Annotated in this window: 14 protein-coding genes and 1 other RNA gene; 8 read left to right on the top strand and 7 right to left on the bottom strand. The window is 63.4% G+C overall.

Annotation, left to right across the window (positions count from 1 at the left end):
- The first annotated feature begins 229 nt into the window (after nt 1–229).
- On the top strand, nt 230–1,363 hold the full coding sequence (locus CK222_RS26530; RefSeq protein WP_095802412.1) for a cystathionine gamma-lyase: 1,134 nt from the start codon (nt 230–232) through the stop codon (nt 1,361–1,363).
- Between the two features lie 5 nt (nt 1,364–1,368).
- Here CK222_RS26530 and rnpB read toward each other — a convergent pair.
- Both rnpB and CK222_RS26520 read right to left on the bottom strand, forming a co-directional pair.
- An RNA gene (rnpB, locus tag CK222_RS26525) (RNase P RNA component class A) lies at nt 1,369–1,769 on the bottom strand.
- Nucleotides 1,770–1,827: 58 nt separating this feature from the next.
- Entirely contained in the window at nt 1,828–2,457 is a 630-nt protein-coding gene (locus CK222_RS26520) for a transglycosylase SLT domain-containing protein (RefSeq protein WP_245322407.1), read from the bottom strand.
- Between CK222_RS26520 and CK222_RS33100 the strand changes: the two genes are divergently transcribed.
- Entirely contained in the window at nt 2,372–2,695 is a 324-nt protein-coding gene (locus CK222_RS33100) for a hypothetical protein (protein ID WP_245433283.1), read from the top strand. The two genes, CK222_RS26520 and CK222_RS33100, sit on opposite strands and share 86 nt — an antisense overlap.
- A gap of 28 nt (nt 2,696–2,723) precedes the next feature.
- On the opposite strand, the gene CK222_RS26515 is transcribed toward CK222_RS33100, so the two are convergent.
- From CK222_RS26515 to CK222_RS26505, 3 genes are all read right to left on the bottom strand, one after another.
- Entirely contained in the window at nt 2,724–3,491 is a 768-nt protein-coding gene (locus CK222_RS26515) for an N-acetylmuramoyl-L-alanine amidase (protein WP_095779053.1), read from the bottom strand.
- Nucleotides 3,488–4,207, bottom strand: coding sequence for a DnaJ family molecular chaperone (locus CK222_RS26510; protein ID WP_067329023.1), 720 nt, complete (start codon nt 4,205–4,207; stop codon nt 3,488–3,490). The genes CK222_RS26515 and CK222_RS26510 overlap by 4 nt, the downstream gene beginning before the upstream one ends.
- Nucleotides 4,208–4,340: 133 nt before the next feature.
- Nucleotides 4,341–4,541, bottom strand: a complete 201-nt coding sequence (locus CK222_RS26505; protein WP_082954075.1) for a hypothetical protein — start codon at nt 4,539–4,541, stop codon at nt 4,341–4,343.
- Between the two features lie 173 nt (nt 4,542–4,714).
- Between CK222_RS26505 and CK222_RS26500 the strand changes: the two genes are divergently transcribed.
- The 3 genes from CK222_RS26500 to CK222_RS26490 all read left to right on the top strand — a co-directional run bounded on the left by CK222_RS26500 (nt 4,715) and on the right by CK222_RS26490 (nt 10,334).
- Complete coding sequence (locus CK222_RS26500; protein WP_095802410.1) at nt 4,715–8,341, top strand: hydantoinase B/oxoprolinase family protein; 3,627 nt, start codon at nt 4,715–4,717, stop codon at nt 8,339–8,341.
- A gap of 83 nt (nt 8,342–8,424) precedes the next feature.
- On the top strand, nt 8,425–9,672 hold the full coding sequence (locus CK222_RS26495) for a DUF3419 family protein (protein WP_176477744.1): 1,248 nt from the start codon (nt 8,425–8,427) through the stop codon (nt 9,670–9,672).
- Nucleotides 9,669–10,334: a class I SAM-dependent methyltransferase gene (locus CK222_RS26490; protein ID WP_095802408.1), complete on the top strand. Its 666-nt coding sequence runs from the start codon at nt 9,669–9,671 to the stop codon at nt 10,332–10,334. Before CK222_RS26495 ends, CK222_RS26490 begins: the two co-directional genes overlap by 4 nt.
- Nucleotides 10,335–10,340: 6 nt before the next feature.
- Here CK222_RS26490 and CK222_RS26485 read toward each other — a convergent pair whose 3' ends face one another.
- A complete protein-coding gene (locus CK222_RS26485) occupies nt 10,341–11,726 on the bottom strand; it encodes a serine hydrolase (protein ID WP_095802436.1) in 1,386 nt (461 codons plus the stop codon).
- A 230-nt stretch (nt 11,727–11,956) separates the two neighbouring features.
- Between CK222_RS26485 and CK222_RS26480 the strand changes: the two genes are divergently transcribed.
- Both CK222_RS26480 and CK222_RS26475 read left to right on the top strand, forming a co-directional pair.
- Complete coding sequence (locus tag CK222_RS26480; RefSeq protein WP_095779058.1) at nt 11,957–12,748, top strand: GH25 family lysozyme; 792 nt, start codon at nt 11,957–11,959, stop codon at nt 12,746–12,748.
- 171 nt (nt 12,749–12,919) lie between these two features.
- On the top strand, nt 12,920–14,098 hold the full coding sequence (locus CK222_RS26475) for a lytic murein transglycosylase (RefSeq protein ID WP_095802407.1): 1,179 nt from the start codon (nt 12,920–12,922) through the stop codon (nt 14,096–14,098).
- Nucleotides 14,099–14,134: 36 nt separating this feature from the next.
- On the opposite strand, the gene CK222_RS26470 is transcribed toward CK222_RS26475, so the two are convergent.
- The gene (locus CK222_RS26470; protein ID WP_095802435.1) at nt 14,135–15,355 is read right to left on the bottom strand and encodes an alanine racemase; all 1,221 of its coding nucleotides are present in this window, start codon (nt 15,353–15,355) and stop codon (nt 14,135–14,137) included.
- Nucleotides 15,356–15,568: 213 nt separating this feature from the next.
- On the opposite strand from CK222_RS26470, the gene CK222_RS26465 reads away from it, so the two are divergent.
- Nucleotides 15,569–16,489: a DMT family transporter gene (locus tag CK222_RS26465; RefSeq protein ID WP_095802406.1), complete on the top strand. Its 921-nt coding sequence runs from the start codon at nt 15,569–15,571 to the stop codon at nt 16,487–16,489.
- The last annotated feature ends 332 nt before the right edge of the window (nt 16,490–16,821 follow it).

Here is a 16,821-nt window from a genome sequence, read left to right as displayed (position 1 = left end):
AAGCTTGATGGGAATGGGATATCATGGGGTAATGTGGGCGTCAACGGGAAGAGGCATCACAAACACGCATGCCACAACCTGAAAGCGCAGGCTCGCGGCACGTCTCGTCTTTATCGTCCATTAAGCCTAACGAAGCGTTTAGAAGGCTCTGGCCCAAAAGGACGCGGCTTGCCGCGAGGGGCCGCCACGCCTAGCGTTCGGACGTCAGTTCAGCGAAGGAATGCGCCCAATGTCCGAAACCGCGAAGCCACGCGCCGCGACACTTGCCCATCTGCGCAGCGGCGATTTAGCCAAGGGCGATCCCATCCCTTTGCCGCTGACAATGGCCTCGATCTTTCATTCGCCGGGCGACGCGACGGGCTTCGATCAATACGGCCGCTTCAGCAATCCGACATGGCACGCGGTCGAGCATGCGCTTGGTCATCTCGAAGATGCGCAGTGCGTCGCCTTTCCGTCGGGCATGGCGGCGATTTCGGCAACGTTCTTTGCGCTGGTCAAATCTGGCGACCGCATCCTCTTGCCCTCGGACGGCTACCACACGACGCGGGCTCTGGCGGAGCGTTTTCTGAAACCGCTCGGCATCGCCTATGACGTGAGGCCGACATCGAGCATGCTCGACGGCGGCTTCGCCGGCTACCGGCTGGTCTTCGTCGAAACCCCCTCGAACCCAAGGCTGGATATCTGCGACATCGCCGCCGTCGCCAAGACCGCCCACGAACAAGGTGCGCTCCTCATCGTCGACAACACGACGATGACGCCCTTCGGCCAGCGCCCGCTCGACCTTGGCGCCGACATCGTGGTCTCGGCCGACACCAAGGCGATCAACGGTCACTCGGATGTGCTGTTCGGCCATGTCGCCAGCCGCGATCCGGATATTATCGCCAAGGTCAGGGACTGGCGAGAAACCGCCGGCGGCATTCCCGGGCCGTTCGAGGCCTGGCTCGTGCATCGCGGCCTTGAAACACTTGAGGTGCGGTACGATCGCATGTGCTCCTCGGCGGAAACGATCGCCCGCCGGCTCAAGGGGCATCGCGCCGTGAGCGGCTTGCGCTTTCCAGGCCTTGAGAGCGACCCCTCGCACAATCTGGCGCGTGCCCAGATGGAGCGCTTCGGCTTTCTCATCTCGTTCGAACTGGCTTCGGAAGAGAAGGCCGAGGATTTCATCAACAACTGCGCGCTGATTGAATCGGCGACCTCGTTTGGTGGCGTCCATACATCGGCCGAGCGGCGATCGAAGCGCGGCGATGCCGTGCCGCCCGGCTTCGTGCGGCTGGCCGTCGGCTGCGAGCCGGTGGAAGAGCTCTGGCAGGCGATCGAGGCGTCTTTGGACGGCTTGGCGGCTGAGCGGCTCGGAGCGCTGTAGAGGAAAATGCCAGCTGGCCTGTAAGCCGGGTTCTGTATGGCCCCCACGCCTTGCGGCGCGGGAACGTGGCGGCCATTCATCTTGGGCGCATGTCGCCATGCGCCTCACGCAACCTACCCGGGCGGTGGGCCGGAAACAGCCCTCGAAGGTTTCCCTTCGCACCGCCCCTATTCGGTCTTGCTCCCGGTGGGGTTTGCCGTGCCGCTTCTGTTGCCAGTCGCGCGGTGGGCTCTTACCCCACCCTTTCACCCTTGCCGCGGCAAATGCCGCGGCGGTTTGCTTTCTGTGGCACTTTCCCTGGGGTCTCCCCCGCCGGCCGTTAGCCGGCACCGTGTCTCCATGGAGCCCGGACTTTCCTCACCCGCAGCCTTTCGGCTCTTGCGGGCGCGGCCGCCCGGCCAGCTGACAAGGGCGTATAAAGGGATTCGCGCCTGAAAACGCAACAAAAAAGGCAACTGTCCCGCTTAGACAGGCGAACCGAGCGCTGCCATCTGCACCTTCACCTTGCTGCAATAGGCGGCCGAAATCGGATTCATCCGCGTCGCCCCATGGCCGGCATTGTATTTGAGGATGGTACCGCAGGTGGTGCCGCCACCTAGCCCCTGCGCCATGGCGAGGTACTTCATGCCGTATTTGATGTTGGTGTCGGGATCGAACAGTCCCTTGACCGAACCGGTATAGCCCATCATCCGGGCCGTCGCCGGCTTGATCTGCATCAGGCCGATCTCGCCGGCGCCGCCGACCATGTTGGGCCGGAAGTTGCTCTCGATCGTGATGACGGCCTTGGCCAGCGACACCGGCACGCCGTAGCTTGCCGCATAGCGGGCGATGATCGCCGAATATTGGCCGTCGCCAGTTGCCGAAGAAGACAAGGCGGGCTTTTCAGGACGGATGGAAGCTGTCGCGGTCAGGTCGATGGTTTGCCTGCTGCGCTTTGCGTAGCGTTTGACTCTTGATTTCGCGGACCGCGCTGCGGCGGCTTTCTGCACCTTCGCCGGGGCAGCTCTCTTGGTCGTCGAAGTCTTGGCGCTTGGCGCAGCCTTGGGCTTTGAGGCGGTCGCAGCAAACCCATTGTCCGCCGCCCGGAGGCTCAGGGGGGCGCTGTTCGCTGGGCTGAAGGCAAAAGTCATCACTCCGGCAGCAACGGCTGCCGCTACAACGGTCAATCTTTGCATGTATTCCTGTTCTGTTAGAACCGCGCGAAGAATTTCACGCGGCGAGGCCAATCCAACACCGGAGCATCTTGAAGGGATAGATGCCCGACAACTTGCGGGAGATGCGTTTGGAGACCGAATTGGCGCCAATAAAGGCGAGGCAATTCACTTTGTATGACAAATTGTAATTTAGTCAGCTTGACCGGCTATTTGGAAGAGGCTGCCTTTACCGCAGCCAGCAGCCTTTGGAGCGTGCTGATCGTCGAACCGTCCGCCACGCCGTCGACGAGCCGCCGTCGAAAATGCCGCTGAAACGCCGCCACCACGATTTCCGTCTGGCGGTCGAAGACACCCGATATCTCGGCGCTGTAGCCGTACAGCGCCAGCATCGATTGCAGGGCTTCCACGTCAGCACCTGCGTCGCCCGCCCTCAGCGCCGCGCCCGTCCTGATCGGAGCCGCGGGAACCAGATGGCCGACACCGGCGGCAAAGAGCGCCTTCCAGGGAAACTTCTCGCCCGGGTCGACCTTGCGTCCCGGCGCCACATCGGAATGCGCAAGCACCCTCTGCGGTGGAATGGAATGCCGGCCCGCGATCCCCGCGCATAAATCGATCACGGCCTTGACCTGCCGCTTCGGGAAGGTTTTGTAGCCCAGCGAATGCCCGGGGTTGACTATCTCGATGCCGACAGAGCAGGAGTTGATGTCGGTGCACCCGAACCATGAACTCTTGCCGGCATGCCAGGCGCGGTCGCTTTCGCGCACCATTTGCACGATGCGGCCGTCCTCATGCACAAGATAGTGCGAGGATACCTCGCTTGCCGGATCGCACAGCCAGGCCTCGGCCCCGGGCCCCGTCGGCATGCCGGTATAGTGCAGCACGATCATGTCGGGCCTGAGTGTCTCGCGTCGCGGACCGAAATTCGGCGATAGCCTGACCTCGGCACCCGGCTGGTCGGGCAAGAAACCGCTCATACGTGCCTGAGGCCCCGTTCGATCATCTCATAGGCGGCATTGATCGCAGCGACCCTTGTCGTGGCGATCTTGATGAATTCCTGCGGCAGGCCGCGCGCGATCAGCCGGTCGGGATGGTTGTCGGAGATCAGCTTGCGATAACGCTTCCTGACCTCCTCGAATGGCTTCCCGCGTTCGACGCCGAGAACCACATAGGGATCGGCGGCGCCCAGATTGACGTGGCGCGCCAGGATCGCCTGGTAATGCGCCTCATCGATCTGAAAAATCTCGGCGATGCGATGCAGGAATTGCCCTTCCCTCTCGTGAACCAGGCCATCCGCCTTGGCGATGTGGAACAGCCCGTCGAGTATGTCTTCCAGCATCTTGCAATTCGCATGACCGGAACCGCAAAGCTGCGACATGCGCTGGGCGTAGATTTCAAATCCGGCAACATCGCGCTTGGCGAGGTCATAGAGGCGCGCCACATTGCGCGTTTCGCTCGGCGGCACCTCAAAGATTTCCTGGAAGGCGCGCACCTCGTCCTGGGTGACGATGCCGTCGGCCTTCGCCATCTTGGCCGAAAGCGCGATCATCGCCACCGAGAAGGCCACGCGCCGGCGTAGATCCGGGTCGCCCGAGTACATGGTCCGCACGGCCTCGACGACATCGCCGACGCCCGAGGACGCCGACGACGAAACACGAGCGATGAAGTCGCCGAGGCGGTCCCAAATCGACATGCGGCTTCTTAGTGCGAACCGGGCACCGCTATCAAGCCGGGACGATGCCGCAGGTCGATCGACTTTGGGGACAGTCCCGCCAAAAGGAAGGCCGGCACAGGGACCGGCCTTCCTGATTTCAGTGGATGAACTTCTACTGCGCGGGCGCAGCAGGAGGTGTTGCCGGAGCCGGTTCAGCAGGCTTCGAAGGGTCAGGGGTAGCCGGCTTCATTGGCTGTTCGTTGGCCGGCGGGTTGGTGCTCTGCGTGGTGGTGTTGTCGGTGCTGCTGTCGCTGCAAGCCGCGACCCCCAGCAGGGCGAGCGCCGAAACAGACGCCAGAATAAGCTTCTTCATGGTATCTCTCCTTCAGCAAACGCTCACGTTTCGGTGAACGTCGCAGAGGAAATGCAGAAATCTGACCTGGGTTTCGTAACGTTGCGTTTCCATGTGTAACACCAAGCGCATGGTTGCCGGGGCCAAAACGGCGAACTAACAGAACGGGTTGTCGCAGGTAACGGATAAGCAGCATGCAGGACGCCGCAGCCAACAACAAATGGGATTTCTGGATCGACCGGGGCGGGACCTTCACCGACATCATCGGCCGCGATCCGCAAGGCCGACTGCATCCCCGCAAGCTTTTGTCGGAGAACCCTGAGGCCTATGCCGATGCCGCTATCCAGGGCATCCGCGAACTGCTTGGACTGAAAACCGGCGCCGCCATCCCCGCGGAGCGCATCGGCGACATAAAAATGGGCACCACTGTCGCTACCAACGCGCTGCTGGAGCGCAAGGGCGACCGCGTGCTGCTGCTCATCACCAGGGGTTTTCGCGACGCGCTGCGCATCGCCTATCAGGCGCGGCCGGATATTTTCGCCAAGGAGATCATCCTGCCCGAACAGCTCTATGAGCGGGTGGTAGAGATCGACGAGCGCGTGCGCGTGGACGGGTCCGTCGAGCGCCTGCTCGACATCGCCGCCTGCCGCCCGGCCATCGAGCAGGCCAAGGCCGACGGCATCGACGCGGTAGCCATCGTCTTGATGCACGCCTGGAAATATCCCGACCATGAAAAGGCAGTCGCGAAAGTCTGTCGCAAGATCGGCTTCAGCCAGATATCGGTCAGCCACGAGGTCTCGCCGCTCATCAAGCTGGTCGGTCGTGGCGACACCACGGTGGTTGACGCCTATCTGTCGCCGATCCTGTCACGCTACGTGCAAAGGGTGGCGGGAGAATTGGGCGCCGGCCCGCGGCTGATGTTCATGATGTCATCGGGCGGGTTGACCGCCGCCGACATGTTCCAGGGCAAGGATGCGCTGCTTTCCGGCCCGGCCGGCGGCGTCGTCGGCATGGTCGAGACGGCGAAGCTCGCCGGCTTCGACAAGGTCGTCGGCTTCGACATGGGCGGCACCTCGACCGACGTCGCCCATTATGACGGCGAATACGAGCGCGCCTTCGACACTGAAGTCGCCGGCGTTCGCATCCGCGCGCCGATGATGCGTATTCATACGGTCGCGGCCGGCGGTGGCTCGATCCTGCATTACGAGGCCGGTCGCTTCCGCGTCGGCCCGGACTCCGCCGGCGCCAATCCCGGCCCGGCCGCTTATCGACGCGGCGGCCCGCTCGCCGTCACCGACGCCAATGTCATGCTCGGTAAGCTGCAGCCCGACGTCTTCCCGGCGATCTTCGGCCCCGGTCAAGACCAGCCGCTCGACGTCGCCGCCGTGCGCGAAAAATTCGCGGCTTTAGCCGCCGAGATCGGCGATGGACGCTCGCCCGAAGCGGTGGCCGAGGGTTTCGTCACCATCGCCGTCGAGAACATGGCCAACGCCATCAAGAAGATTTCGGTGCAGCGCGGTTACGATGTCACTGAATATCTCTTGAACTGTTTCGGTGGCGCCGGCGGCCAGCATGCCTGCCTCGTCGCCGATGCGCTCGGCATGGAAGCGGTGCTTATCCACCCCTTCTCCGGCTTGCTTTCGGCTTACGGCATCGGGCTGTCGACGGTTTTCGCCTCGCGCCAGCAGGCGTTGCTGAAGCCGCTCGCCGAAGAGTCCCGCTCCTCGATCGAGGACCTGATTGCGACCTTGCACCAGGGCGTCATCGCCGAGCTTGCAGTGCAAGGCATTGCGCAAGACGCCATCGCCTCAAAGCCGGTCCTGCAGATCCGTTATGACGGCACCGACACAACTTTGCCGGTCAACTTCGAGCACGGCTCGATTTTTCGCGCCAGGAGCGATTTCGAGGCCGCCCATCAAGCGCAATTCGGCTTCGTCTACGAAGACAAGCCGATGATCGTCGAGGCAGTCGGCGTCGAAGGCAGCGATGTCGGGACCGCCAGCCGCGACGAAAGTGAATCAGGGCTCGAAGACCAGGTGGGAAGCCCCTGGCAGTCCCGGCAATTCTTCGCCGACGGCGCCTGGCGCGATGCCGGCATCTTCCGTCGCGAGGATTTGAAGCCTGGTCACAAGGTGGCCGGCCCCGCGCTCGTCATCGAGCCGAACCAGACCATCGTCGTCGAGCCGGGCTGGCAGGCCGAGATCACGGCCAGGAACCATGTGCTGCTGCGGCGTATAGAGAAAAAGGCCCGACAGGCGGCGCTCGGCACCAAAGCCGATCCGGTGATGCTCGAGGTCTTCAACAACCTTTTCATGTCGATCGCCGAGCAGATGGGCGTCACGCTGCAGAACACCGCCTATTCCGTCAACATCAAGGAGCGACTGGACTTTTCCTGCGCCGTGTTCGACCGCCATGGCGCGCTGGTCGCCAACGCGCCGCACATGCCGGTGCATCTGGGGTCCATGGACCGCTCCGTCGAAACCGTCATCCGCCTGAATTCGGGCGATATCCATCCCGGCGACGTTTTTGCGCTCAACGCGCCCTACAATGGCGGCACGCATCTGCCCGACATCACCGTGGTGACGCCGGTGTTCGACGACGCACGCAAGGAAATCCTCTTCTGGGCGGCCTCGCGCGGCCACCATGCCGATGTCGGCGGCACGGCGCCCGGCTCGATGACGCCTTTGGCCACCACCGTCGACGAGGAAGGCGTGCTGTTCGACAATTTCCGCATCGTCGATCGCGGCCGCTTCCGCGAGGAGGAGCTCGAGGCGCTCCTCACCGACCATCCCTATCCTGCCCGCAATCCCGCCCAGAACATCGCCGACCTCAAGGCGCAGATCGCCGCCAACGAAAAGGGCGTGGCGGAGTTGCGCAAGATGGTCGCGCATTTTGGCCTCGCTGTCGTCGAGGCTTATATGGGCCATGTTCAGGACAATGCCGCCGAGAGCGTGCGCCGCGTGCTGGAAAGGCTGCCCGACAGTTCCGACTACGAGTATGCCACCGACACCGGCCAGGTGATCAAAGTGAAGATCACCGTCGATCGGCAAAGGCGCGACGCGATGGTCGATTTCACCGGCACCTCGAAGGTCATGAAGAACAATTTCAATGCGCCGGAGCCGGTGGCGCGAGCCGCTGTGCTCTATGTCTTCCGCGTCATGGTCGAGGACATGATCCCGATGAACGCCGGATGTCTCAGGCCGATCAACATCGTCATCCCCGACGGTTGCATGCTCAAACCCTCCTACCCTGCCGCCGTCGTCGCCGGCAATGTCGAGACCTCGCAGCATGTCACCAACGCGCTGTTCGGCGCCATGGGCGCGATGGCCAACGCGCAAGGCACAATGAACAATCTCACCTTCGGCAACCGGCAATACCAATATTATGAGACGATCTGCTCCGGCTCGCCGGCCGGCCAAATGAATTCGGGCCGCGGCTTTGCCGGCACCTCCGGCGTCCACACGCATATGACCAATTCGCGACTTACCGATCCCGAAGTGCTGGAACTGCGCTTCCCGGTCGTGCTGGAAGACTTCCACATCCGCGACGGTTCCGGCGGCAAGGGCAAATGGAACGCCGGCAACGGCACTAAACGCACGATCCGCTTCCTCGAAAAAATGGAATGCGCCATCCTCTCCTCACACCGCAACCGCCCGCCGCAGGGTCTGAACGGCGGCGGCGACGGCGAGGCCGGCTCGACCAAGGTCAGACGCAACGACGGCTCGATCGAGGTGCTGAAGGCCTGCGACCAGACCACGCTCGACGCCGGCGAGGCCGTCATCGTCGTCACGCCGACGCCCGGCGGATTCGGCAAGGCCTAAGACTCAGCGTCAGCAGCCTGTCACCCGCCTGTCACAACGCTGCGCTACCCGCTTGCGCAATGCAAACGGGGAATCAGCTTGCCATGTCGGATGTATCGGGAGAACTCCTTTTTCGACGCGGCAAGGAGGTTGGAAAAGCCGTCTACCAGAACCGCGCCCTGTCGAAGGACGGCATTTCCGAGCGGCTTTTCGCCTTCCTGTTTTCCGGCCTCGTCTATCCCCAGATCTGGGAAGACCCGGAGATCGACATAGACGCCATGCAGCTTGGCGCCGGCCACCGCGTCGTCACAATCGCATCGGGCGGCTGCAACATTCTGGCTTACCTCACCCGTTCGCCGGCCCGGATCGACGCCGTCGACCTCAACGCCGCGCACATCGCGTTGAACCGCATGAAGCTGGAGGCGGTGCGCCATCTGCCCTCGCAAGGCGATCTGTTCCGTTTCTTCGGCGCAGCCGACACCAGCCACAACTCGAAAGCTTACGACCGCTTCATCGCGCCGCATCTCGACCCGGTCAGCCGTCACTACTGGGAGCGCAGGAACTGGCGCGGCCGCCGCCGCATCGCTGTTTTCGACCGCAACTTCTACCAGACCGGCCTGCTTGGCCTCTTCATCGCCATGGGCCATCGTGTGGCAAAACTGTTTGGTGTCGATCCGGCCGGCATCATGAAGGCCGAGAACATCGGCGAGCAGCGCCGTTTCTTTAACGAGGAGCTGGCGCCGGTCTTCGACAAAAAGCTGCTACGCTGGGCGACATCGCGCAAGGCCTCGCTTTTCGGTCTGGGTATCCCGCCGGCACAGTACGACTCGCTGATCACGTCCGGCGACGGTTCGATGGCGAGCGTCTTGAAGGCGCGGCTGGAGAAGCTCGCCAGCGCTTTCCCGCTGAAGAACAACTATTTCGCCTGGCAGGCCTTTGCCCGCCGCTATCCGCAGCCCGGCGAGGCAGCCCTGCCCGCCTATTTGGAACAGCGCAACTACAGGACGATCCGCGCCAACACCGAACGCGTCGCCATCCATCATGCCAACTTGATCAAATTCCTCGCCGGCAAGGATGCGGGCTCGGTCGATCGCTTCGTCCTGCTCGATGCCCAGGACTGGATGACCGACGACCTGCTCAACGATCTGTGGACCGAGATCACCCGCACGGCCTCGGTTGGCGCGCGCGTGATCTTCCGCACCGCGGCCGAGCCCAGCCTGCTGCCGGGCCGCGTCTCCAGTTCCCTGCTCGACCAGTGGCGCTACGAAGCCGAGGCCTCGCGCGAATTCTCGGCCAGGGATCGCTCGGCGATCTATGGCGGCTTCCATCTCTATGTGAAGCGCGCCGCATGAGCACGACGGAGCTGCCGGTCCGCCATGCCGATCTGATGGATGGCGTCTATCGCTGGCAGCGCCATATCTACGACATTACCCGCAAATACTACCTGCTCGGCCGCGACCGGCTGATAGCGGGGCTCGACGTGCCGCAAGGCGGCACCGTGCTCGAGCTCGGCTGCGGTACCGGCCGCAACATCGTTCTTGCCGCCCGGCGCTATCCAGACGCCCGCTTCTTCGGTTTGGATATCTCGGCCGAGATGCTGGAGACGGCAAACGCGGCTATCGCTCGCGAAGGTCTCTCCGACAGGGTCGAACTGGCGCGCGGCGACGCCACGGATTTCGATCCGGCGGCGCTCTTCGGCATCGAGCGCTTCGACCGTGTCTTCATATCCTATTCGTTGTCGATGATCCCCGGCTGGGAGAAGACCGTGTCGGCCGCGCTTGCCGCGCTCGCACCCGGCGGCTCGCTGCATGTCGTCGATTTCGGCCAGCAGGAAGGTCTGCCAAACTGGTTCCGGGCCTTGCTGCGCGGCTGGCTGCGGAAATTCCATGTCACGCCGCGCGCCTCGCTGCGCGACGTCCTTGACTCGGAGTCGAAACGGACCGGCGCAACCTTCCGTTTCAGAACGCATTATCGCGGCTATGCCTGGCTCGGCGTCATCGGAGCTCGGATGTAGAGAGCCTTACTGGTGTAAAGCTTTCACCAGCGCGGCCACCATCGCCTGCGGCCGATAGCCGAGCTTGGCAGGTGTCAGCCCGAGCCGTACCACCACCAATTGCTCCGACGGAATGATGGCCACCGTCTGGCCGTCATGGCCTTCCATCCAGTAGGTGTCCTTGGGCAGGCCGGCGGCAGCGCCCGCGCCCGGATTCTCCTCATCGCCCGGACCCTCGATCCACACCTGGCCGTTGCCGTAGACCTTCGAGGCCGGCGCCGGCTGCCGCATCCAGTCGACGAATCCGGCGGGCAGGATCTGCGCGCCGTTCCAGACACCGCCCTGCAGCAGGAACTGGCCGAAGCGGGCCCAGTCGTGCGCCGTGGCGTAGAGATAGGACGAGCCGACGAAAGTGCCTCGCTCGTCGGTTTCGAGCACCGCGCTGTGCATACCGAGCGGCTCAAACAGCGCCGTGCGCGGCCAGCTCAGCGCCTTCACCTTGTCGCCGATTGCCTCCTGCCACAGCCGCGACAGCATGACGGCCGTACCGCTCGAATAGGAAAATGCCTTGCCCACCTCGCCGCCGAGCGGCTTGGTCTCGGCAAAGCCCGCCATGTCCGGCTCGAGATAGAGCATGCGCGTCACGTCGGCGACGTCGCCATAGTCCTCGTTGAACTCCAGCCCGCTCGACATCGCCATCATGTCGGCAAGACTGATCGCCGCCCGACCGTCGGCCTTCCACGGCGAGAACAGGCCCTTGTTGTCGAGCGCCATCTTGCCGTCCTTGACCAGCGTGCCGACGATCGCGGCATTCACCGTCTTGGTCATCGACCAGCCGAGCAGCGGCGTCTTGGCCGAAAAACCCTCGCCATAGCGTTCCGCGACGATGCGGCCGTTCTTCACCACCACGACCGCGCGCATGCCTGTCCCGACAATCGCGGCATCGTCGACGATCTTCGTGACGGCGGGGTTTTGCAGGGCGTCCACCCTTTCGCCCTCCGGCCAGAGCGCATCCTGCGAGGCCACCGCCAAAGGCTCTATATGGACGGAGGTCTGCCGCGCCCTGCCGGTGTCGCCATCCGGAACCGACGCGCAGCCGACCCCGTCGCGCTCTACGGCGACGCTCTTGCCCAGCGTCCAAAGCAGGCCCGCCGAAACAAGGCCCCTTTCCTTGTCGACGGATACCTTCATCAGCTTGAGCAGCGGATGGCCCGGCGCCTGCACGTCGACGGCCAGCACTTCATTCGGGTCGCGGCCGGCGATGAACACGTTGGAGCAGACGATCTTGGCCGCATAGCCCGAGCCGACACGGATCAGTTCGGGCGGCGCAAAGTAGAGCCAGGCGAAGAGCGCGATCACCGCCAGCACAATGAGGCCGAACAGCCATTTGATGAACTTCACGACATCCCGCATCTTTCCGCCCTTGGGTTTTCCGGTTCGCTTTATGTCATTGATTTGCCGCCATTGCTTCTCCAAAATCATGGTCGATGTCGAGCGCCGTCAATGGATTATCAACCATGTTCGGCGATGAACGGAGAGACTGGGCGGTTCTGTGGGGCGACCGTCCGGAGGGGGCCCGCGGAAGCGACCACCATCAGTGAAGGACCCATCAGCGGCCGGCTGATCCCGGCTCGGGGGATATCATGCGCCGTCTTGCGGCCATCCTGATGCTGACGCTGTTGAGCGCCTGCTCGACCGTGGACGATCTATCGCCGCTGGCGCCGTCATCGCAGACGGTCGCCCTGCGCGCGCCCCGTTTCGAAGATTCCAAGCCGCATGAGTGGGACAGCGGCGCGCCGTGGAATTATGCTGTCCACGGCACCGACGTCTCAAAATACCAGACCTCTGTCGACTGGCCGACGGCCAAGGCCAGCGGCATCTCCTTCGCCTTCATCAAGGCGACCGAGGGCGGCGATCGCTTCGACGATTATTTCAACGAGCACTGGGCACGCACCAAGGCCGTCGGAATCCCGCGCGCGGCCTATCACTTCTTCTATTTCTGCACCCCGGCCGCCACCCAGGCGCGCTGGTTCATCGCCAATGTTCCGAAAGATCCCTCGGCGATGCCGCCGGTGCTCGACATGGAATGGAACCCGAAGTCGCCGACCTGCCGACTGCGCCCTGATCCCGCGACGGTGCGCAGCGAGATGACCACCTTTCTCGAGATCGTCGAGCGCCATTATGGCAAGAAGCCGATCATCTATACGTCGCTCGACTTCTTCGATGACAATAACCTGGCGACGTTCCGCGGCTATCCTTACTGGCTGCGCTCGGTCGCCGGCCATCCGCGCCAGAAGTATGGCAGCCATCCTTTCACCTTTTGGCAGTACACCGGAACCGGCATCGTGCCCGGCATGACCGGCAAGTCCGACATCAATGTTTTCAACGGCTCGGAAGCCGCCTGGAACAAGTGGCTGCGGCAGAACACCCGTTGACATCGGCCCCCTTGCCTGCTTTCGACATGGCGGGCGGTGATAGTTGCAACCGCTGGCGATGCGGAGCGGCGCACCCCACCGGGGTGCCGCACGGCGCTCCTGAATTTTGAAATCTACGCATGATGCGTCCGCACCCGGCCGTGATCATGCCCCGGTCTCGTAAGGGAAGCGATGCGATTGCGCGTTGAAATCCTGGCGGCGCTGCTGGTCGGCGCTTTCGCTTGGCCTGCGGCGGCGCAGGAATGCGGCGGCGATTTCGAAGCGTGGAGACAGGGCGTGGCAGCGGAAGCCAAGGCAGCCGGCGTCGGCGCCGTTGGCCTGGAGGCGCTGGAAAATGCCGCGATCGATGAGAAGGTGCTGGCGCGCGACCGAGCTCAAGGGGTGTTCGCCCAGACCTTCACCCAATTCTCGAACCGCATGATCTCGGCCTATCGCCTGAAGCAGGGCGCGGCCAACCTCAAGAAATATGCCGACGTCTTCGCGCGCGCCGACAAGGAATTCGGCGTGCAGCCGGCCGTCATCACAGCGTTCTGGGGACTGGAGACGGATTTCGGCGCCGTGCAGGGCGATTTCCACACGCTGGACGCGCTGGTCACCCTTGCGCACGACTGCCGCCGCCCTCAGTTGTTCCGGCCGCAATTGGTGCCGTTGCTGACCTTGATCGACCGCGGCGTGCTGCCGGCCGATGTCAAGGGCGCCTGGGCCGGCGAGATCGGCCAGACGCAGATTCTGCCGACCGACTATCTCGCCCGCGGCGTCGACGGCGACGGCGACGGCAAGGTCGATCTCCGGAACAGCGTGGCGGACGTCATCATGACCACGGCCGACAAAATCCTGTCGCGCGGCTGGAAGCGCGACCAGCCCTGGGTCGAGGAGGTGCGCGTTCCCGACGACATGCCTTGGGACCAGACCGGCCGCACCAACAAGCTGCCGCTGTCGCAATGGGCCCAATGGGGCGTGACCAATCCGGACGGCACGCCGCTCGTCGACAACGGCCTGAAGGCCGGGCTCGCCTTGCCCATGGGTCGCAAGGGTCCAGCCTTCCTGACCTACGACAATTTCGACGTTTATCTGGAATGGAACCAGTCCTTCACTTACGCGCTCACCGCTGCGGTGCTGGCGACCCGTCTGGCCGGGGCGCCGCAATTCGACCCGCGCACGCCCGAGCCCGGCCTCAACGGTGACCAGATGAAGGCCCTGCAGACCAAGCTTGAGGCCAAGGGCTACGATGTCGGCACGGTCGACGGTATCCTCGGCACGAATACCCGCGAAGCGATCCGCAAGGAGCAGATGCGCCTGGGCATGGCCGTGGACGGTTGGCCGACGCCGGAATTGCTGGCGAAATTGTAGCGCCCTGTCCTTCTCCCACAAGGGAGAAGGGGGAGCTCAATCCGCCATCGTCTCCAAGCTCGCGAAACCTTGCGGCGCGTCGCCCTCGTCGAACGGCGTCGTCACCTCCACGAACGTGTCGGGATAGAACCCGTTGAATCGCGTCCTCAGCGACAGCGAGTAGGCGCCGATGTGGCCGATCTCGATCCAGTCGCCCGTGTCGACCGTTTCCGGCAGCCAGAACGGCCTCGACAATATGTCGACGGAATCGCACGTTGCGCCGCAGACCTTGAACGGCACGACCGTCTTGTCGCTGCCATTGCGCGTGCGGATCGCCGGATCGGGAATGAAGCGCGCCGGCAGCGTGATCTTGCCGGTCCATGAATCCGAGAGCGACGCCCAGATGCCGTCATTGATGTAGAGCCTTTTGCCCTTGCGCAAGAGCACGCGCACGATCAGCGACAGGCAGCGCGCCACGATCACGCGGCCGGGTTCGGCGACCAGCGGCATCTCGTCGAACCGGTATTCCTTGAGGTCGCCGGCCAGCCGCGACATGAGCTGGCCGAGCGACGGCATCTCGATGTGTTTGCGGTTGGGATCGTGGCCGTACTCGGCCGGAAAGCCGCCGCCCACGTCGAGCCCGGCAATGTCGAAGGTCAGCCGGTTGCGCACCCAGTCGGCAGAGGCCAGCGCGCGCTCGTAGGTGTCGGGGTCCTCGATCTGGCTGCCGACATGGAAACACAGCCCGACCTTGTAGCCGGTACGGTTGAGCCGCTCGGCAAGCTCCACCGCATTGGCGGGACCGGCGCCGAATTTCTTGGACAGCTCATAGGCCGCGTGGCCCTTGGTCTGGATGCGCACGAAGACGGTGAGAGCGCCGGGATCGATGTCGAGCGCACGCACCACGCGCGTCAGCTTGGTGACCTCGTCCTCATGATCGAGCGAAATCACGCGGATGCCGTATTTCTCCAACGCCAGCTTGATGTCCGACTGCGCCTTGATCGGATGCATGTAGAGCATTTCGGCCTCGGGCGAGACCCCCCGCACAGCGGCGAACTCGCCGGGCGAGGCGACGTCGAAGGCGCTCACGCCGGCCTCGACCAGCGTCTTCAGCACGATCTGCTCGCCATTGGTCTTGACCGCATAGGCGGTCTTGCCCGGGAACATGCCCATGAACTGCAAAGCATCGGCCTTAAGCACCTGCGGGCGGAAGCAATAGACCGGATCGTCCGGACGAAGCGCCAGTGCCGCCTCGCGGGCATTTTCGAATCGCTGCATGGACGAATCCTTGATCTCGGCGCGCACAATTAATCCTAGCTAGCCGCCAAAGAAAACAGTTCTGTGTCTCGCCTTCGCCTGCGAGCGGCCGCACCCTTTTGCGCCACGCTAAACCATTGGGCAGGTTTCGGGTGGCCCTTGCCACCGAACCGTATATCGGTTGGAGCTGGTTCGGCGGATTGAGGGAGCGATCGGCATGGGAGGGGTGACGACATGACGATGGCGGCTGGCGCCGCGCCGACACGCGGACCGATGACGCTCAGAGATTGGGCGCAGCTCCTGCTGCTCGGCGCGATCTGGGGCGGCTCCTTCTTCTTTGCCCGCATTGCCGTGGCGGAGATCCATCCTTTGGCGCTGGTGCTGTTTCGCGTCGCCATCGCGGCGGCCGCGCTTCAGCTCTATCTGGCGATCCGCGGCCCGTCCTTCCGTCTCGCCTTTCCCCACGCCGGCCTGTTCTTCCTGCTGGCGTTGGCCAACAATGTCATTCCGTTTTCGCTGATCTTCGCCGGCCAGACCGAGCTCGGCGCCGGTATTGCCTCTGTGCTCAATGCCACGACGCCATTTTGGACGCTGCTCCTCGCCAATGCGCTCACCGCTGACGAAAAACTGTCCTGGAACAAGCTGGCCGGCATCTCGCTCGGCGTTGCAGGAACAGCTGTCATGATCGGTCCTGGTTTGGCTGCTGGCCTCGGCGAGCCGGCCTGGGCCAAGTTCGCGCTGATCGGCGCCTCGGTGTCCTACGCGATTGCCCTGATGATCGCGCGCCGGTTCAAGGGGGTGCCAGCGCCGGTCATCGCCACCGGGCAACTGACCGCATCGACCATCATCATGATCCCCGTCGTGCTGATTGCCTACGGCCCGACCGGACTGTTTTCGGTCTCGCCGCCAGTCTGGGCCGCGGTGCTCGGGCTGGCCCTGCTCTCCACAGCCTTTGCCTACATCCTCTATTTCAACCTCGTGGCCTCGGCCGGCGCCACCAACGCCTCGCTGGTCACTTTGATCGTACCGGTGAGTGCCGTGCTGCTCGGATTCCTGTTTCTGGGCGAGCGGCTGCAGCTCTTCGAAATGGGCGGCATGGCGCTGATCGGAGTCGGTCTGATCACCATTGACGGGCGCCTGTTCGGCCGATGGTAGCGGTGCCATGCCACGGCTTCGCCATAATATATTCACAAACTCTTGGATCGATTTTTGCCGAAGAGTTTCAATGGCTAACGGCAAATTCGAGGTCGCAAATTCCACAATCACGTCGCAATGCAGCACATTTTCCGCTTGCCTGTGACCCAAATGACTCTAGATTCCGGCCATAGCTCTTAAGAGGAGGCTATGGCATGGGACTGACGAGGCCAATCAACGCATTGATGATTTGTGCTGCGTTTGCATTCATCGGCGCCCTTATCATGGGCGTTCTTCCCTGACCCGCCGAAGCCGGGAAGACCAGCACCGAGGATGAGTCCAACCGATTCGAA

Source organism: Mesorhizobium sp. WSM3866 (assembly GCF_002294795.1).
Lineage (GTDB): Bacteria > Pseudomonadota > Alphaproteobacteria > Rhizobiales > Rhizobiaceae > Mesorhizobium.
The sequence above is the reverse complement of the archived record's forward strand: the minus strand, read 5'-3'. Positions and strand labels throughout refer to the sequence as shown.

Excerpts from the sequence above, each read along its gene's own strand:
- CK222_RS26530 (WP_095802412.1), top strand. The coding sequence starts at position 230 with ATGTCCGAAACCGCGAAGCCACGCGCCGCGACACTTGCCCATCTGCGC.
- CK222_RS26515 (WP_095779053.1), bottom strand. The coding sequence starts at position 3,491 with ATGAGCGGTTTCTTGCCCGACCAGCCGGGTGCCGAGGTCAGGCTATCG.
- CK222_RS26510 (WP_067329023.1), bottom strand. The coding sequence starts at position 4,207 with ATGTCGATTTGGGACCGCCTCGGCGACTTCATCGCTCGTGTTTCGTCG.
- CK222_RS26505 (WP_082954075.1), bottom strand. The coding sequence starts at position 4,541 with ATGAAGAAGCTTATTCTGGCGTCTGTTTCGGCGCTCGCCCTGCTGGGG.
- CK222_RS26500 (WP_095802410.1), top strand. The coding sequence starts at position 4,715 with ATGCAGGACGCCGCAGCCAACAACAAATGGGATTTCTGGATCGACCGG.
- CK222_RS26495 (WP_176477744.1), top strand. The coding sequence starts at position 8,425 with ATGTCGGATGTATCGGGAGAACTCCTTTTTCGACGCGGCAAGGAGGTT.
- CK222_RS26490 (WP_095802408.1), top strand. The coding sequence starts at position 9,669 with ATGAGCACGACGGAGCTGCCGGTCCGCCATGCCGATCTGATGGATGGC.
- CK222_RS26485 (WP_095802436.1), bottom strand. The coding sequence starts at position 11,726 with ATGCGGGATGTCGTGAAGTTCATCAAATGGCTGTTCGGCCTCATTGTG.
- CK222_RS26480 (WP_095779058.1), top strand. The coding sequence starts at position 11,957 with ATGCGCCGTCTTGCGGCCATCCTGATGCTGACGCTGTTGAGCGCCTGC.
- CK222_RS26475 (WP_095802407.1), top strand. The coding sequence starts at position 12,920 with ATGCGATTGCGCGTTGAAATCCTGGCGGCGCTGCTGGTCGGCGCTTTC.
- CK222_RS26470 (WP_095802435.1), bottom strand. The coding sequence starts at position 15,355 with ATGCAGCGATTCGAAAATGCCCGCGAGGCGGCACTGGCGCTTCGTCCG.
- CK222_RS26465 (WP_095802406.1), top strand. The coding sequence starts at position 15,569 with ATGACGATGGCGGCTGGCGCCGCGCCGACACGCGGACCGATGACGCTC.